We start from the raw sequence: 3,391 nt of genomic DNA on the forward strand, positions 1-3,391 counted from the left end.
GAAAGCAGCGCCGTCGTCGCGGCGCGCGTCGCCGCGGCGCGCGGGCGCCAGCTCGCGCGCGCCGGCCGCACCAACGCGCAGCTGCAGGCGCATGAAGTCGGCCGCGACTGCGCGCTGGCCAGGCAGGACCACACGTTGCTGGAGCGCGCGGCCGACGCGCTGAACCTGTCGGCGCGCGCCTACCACCGCCTGCTGCGCGTCGCGCGCACGATCGCCGATCTCGCCGGCGCTGAACACATCGCGACGGCGCATCTGACCGAAGCGATCCAGTATCGGCGGCTGGACCGGCGCGCATGAGCATTCGCCGGCCCGTCCCGCGGCGTCCTGCCGCAAGCCCGTGATAGGCCGGCCCGGCTGCGCTAGCATGCGCAGCCTATGAGCGACCCATCCACCACGCATTTCGGCTATCGCGACGTTCCGGTCGCCGAAAAACAGAAGCTCGTCGGCGAAGTCTTCACTTCGGTCGCGACGAACTACGACCTCATGAACGACCTGATGTCGTTTGGCATACACCGGCTCTGGAAGCGCCATTTCGCGGCGATCAGCGGCCTGCGCCGCGGAGACCGCGTGCTGGACCTGGCCGGCGGCACCGGCGACATCGCGGCGCTGCTGCTGCCGCTGGTCGGAAAAGAAGGCGAGGTCGTGCTCGGCGACATCAACAGCGCGATGCTGCGCGTCGGCCGCGATCGGCTGACCGACCGCGGCCTCGTGCAGGGCCTGCGCTATGCGCAGATGAACGCCGAGGCGCTGCCGTTCCCGGACAAGAGCTTCGACGCAGTCACGATCGCGTTCGGCCTGCGCAACGTCACCGACAAGCAGCGCGCGCTCGGGGAAATGCATCGCGTGCTCAAGATCGGCGGACGCGCGCTGATTCTCGAATTCTCCGAAGTCCGCCGGGACTGGCTCAAGCCGCTGTACGACTTCCATTCGTTCCAGGTGTTGCCGCGGCTGGGCCGGTTGTTCGCGCAGGACGCCGACAGCTACCGCTACCTGGCCGAATCCATCCGCAAGCACCCGAACCAGGCCACCCTGGCCGGCATGCTGGAACAGGCCGGCTTCGCGAAAGTCGAGGTGCGCAACCTCACGGCCGGCATCGTCGCGATCCATCGCGGCTATCGCGTCTGAACGAGCACGGCGACCCGGTCGACGCCGCACCGGGCGGAGCAGCCTGACTACGACCGTCGAGCCCGACAGCATCGACGGGCCGGCGGCATGCCGGGGCCGGCGCACGAGCGAAGGCGGCGCTGCCCGTCCGCGACGAGGCCGGGCAATTCGACCAGGCCGGCAGCACTGCTCCTCGCCGTGTCGCCGTGACGGCCTGTGCCGCGTCGCCGCGTCGCCGCGTCGCCGGGATCCGGGCGTCGATGCGGCGCGTCTCCGGCACCGCGCGTGAGCCGCACACCGCAATGCCTTCGCCGCGCAACACCGGGCAACTGGCGGCCCCGCGCGGCGGTGGCATACTCGGCGCTTCTTTCCGCCGCCCGGGTTCGCCATGCCCTCCATCCATGCCCTGCTGCCTGCGCTCGCCCTGTTCGCGGTTTCCGCCCAGGCCGCGAACGATCCGAATTCCTACGCCGAAACCGACAAGGTCCGCGTGACCCAGCTCGCGCTGGATCTGCACGTCGCGTTCAAGTCGCGCCAGATCGTGGGCAAGGCCGAGCTCAGCCTCGACTGGCGCGACAAGGCCGCGCGCGAGCTCAAGCTCGACACCCGCGACCTCGCGATCGCGACCGTGGAAATCATCGATGCGGTCGGCAAGGCCACGCCGGCGAAGTTCTCGCTCGGCAATGCCGACAAGATCCTCGGCGCGCCGCTGATCGTGACGCTCGACGAGCAGGCGCCGAAGATCCGCGTCTCCTACGCGACGAATCCGAACGCCTCGGGGCTGCAGTGGCTCAGCGAGGCGCAGACCGCCGGCAAGCTGCATCCGTTCCTGTTCTCCCAGTCGCAGGCCATCCACGCGCGTTCCTGGGTGCCGCTGCAGGACACGCCGACCGTGCGCTTCACCTACACCGCCGACGTGCACGTGCCCAAGCCGCTGCGCGCGGTCATGAGTGCGAACAACGATCCCAGCCTTGCGGTCGGCTCCGGCGAATTCCATTTCGCGATGGACAAGCCGATTCCGTCCTACCTGCTCGCGATCGCGGTCGGCGACATCGCGGTCAAGAGCACGGGACCGCGCACGGCGGTCTATGCCGAGCCGTCCATGGTCGAGAAGGCGGCCAAGGAATTCGAAGACACCGAGAAGATGATCGTCGCGACCGAGAAGCTCTACGGCGACTATCGCTGGGGCCGCTACGACATCCTCGTGCTGCCGCCGAGCTTTCCGTTCGGAGGCATGGAAAACCCGCGCATGACGTTCGCGACGCCGACCGTCATCGTCGGCGACAAGAGCCTGACCTCGCTGGTCGCGCACGAGCTCGCGCATTCCTGGTCGGGCAATCTCGTGACCAACTCGAGCTGGAAGGACATCTGGCTCAACGAAGGTTTCACGAGCTATGTCGAGAACCGCATCGTCGAGGCCGTCTACGGCCGCGAGCAGGCCGACATGGAAGACGTGATCAGCCAGTTCGGCCTCAAGCAGGAAATGGCCGAGCTCGCGCCGGCCGACCAGCTGCTGATGCTCGCGCCGCTGACCGGCCGCGATCCCGACGAAGCGCTGACCCAGGTCGCCTACATCAAGGGCGCCTGGTTCCTGAGCTTCCTCGAGCAGCGCTTCGGCCGCGCGACGTTCGACGGCTTCCTGCGTGGCTGGTTCGATCAGCACGCGTTCCAGAGCGTCGACAGCGACACGTTCGTCGGCTATCTGCAGAAGAACCTCATCGACAAGCACCCGGGCAAGGTCAAGCCGGAAGAAATCGAGGCCTGGCTCAAGCAGCCGGGACTGCCGGCCACGGCCGTCGCGGCCAAGTCGGCGCGCTTCGACAAGATCGACGCCGCACGCGCCGACTGGCAGGCCGGCAAGCGCGACGCAGCCTCGCTGGCCGCGGCGAAGTGGGGCACCCTGGAAACCGTGCACTTCCTCGAAGGCCTGCCCGAGAAGCTCGACACGAAGCAGCTCGCCGAACTTGACGCGGCGCTGCACTTCGGCGGCACGGCCAACGGCGAGATCGCCCAGCGCTGGTATCCGCTGACCGTGCGCAGCGGCTATACCCAGGCTCGCCCGGCGATCGAGAAATTCCTGATCGCGATCGGCCGGCGCAAGCTCATCATGCCGACCTGGGAAGCGCTGATGGCGACGCCGGACGGACTGGCCTTCGCCGAAGGCGTGTTCACGAAGGCGCGCCAGGGCTACCACCCGATCACGACGACGTCGGTGCAGGCCGCGCTGGACAAGGCCAAGGGCAAGGCGAAGTCGTGATCGCACGCGCAGCGGCGGCCGGGAGCCGCC

3 protein-coding genes are annotated in these 3,391 nt (G+C 68.5%); all 3 read left to right on the top strand.

Features of this window, described 5'->3' with window-relative positions; genetic code table 11:
* The coding region (locus NON22_RS21985; RefSeq protein WP_484600513.1) for a magnesium chelatase subunit ChlI family protein at nucleotides 1-297 on the top strand (297 nt) is incomplete at its 5' end.
* 78 nt (nucleotides 298-375) lie between these two features.
* On the top strand, nucleotides 376-1,125 hold the full coding sequence (ubiE, locus tag NON22_RS21990) for a bifunctional demethylmenaquinone methyltransferase/2-methoxy-6-polyprenyl-1,4-benzoquinol methylase UbiE (RefSeq protein ID WP_257389141.1): 750 nt from the start codon (nucleotides 376-378) through the stop codon (nucleotides 1,123-1,125).
* A 367-nt stretch (nucleotides 1,126-1,492) separates the two neighbouring features.
* On the top strand, nucleotides 1,493-3,361 hold the full coding sequence (locus tag NON22_RS21995; RefSeq protein WP_257389142.1) for a M1 family metallopeptidase: 1,869 nt from the start codon (nucleotides 1,493-1,495) through the stop codon (nucleotides 3,359-3,361).
* Nucleotides 3,362-3,391 lie beyond the last annotated feature (30 nt).

The organism is Tahibacter caeni (assembly GCF_024609805.1).
GTDB classification, from domain to species: Bacteria; Pseudomonadota; Gammaproteobacteria; order Xanthomonadales; family Rhodanobacteraceae; genus Tahibacter; species Tahibacter caeni.

Coding starts and splice junctions, on each gene's coding strand:
- ubiE (WP_257389141.1), top strand. CDS start 376: ATGAGCGACCCATCCACCACGCATTTCGGCTATCGCGACGTTCCGGTC.
- NON22_RS21995 (WP_257389142.1), top strand. CDS start 1,493: ATGCCCTCCATCCATGCCCTGCTGCCTGCGCTCGCCCTGTTCGCGGTT.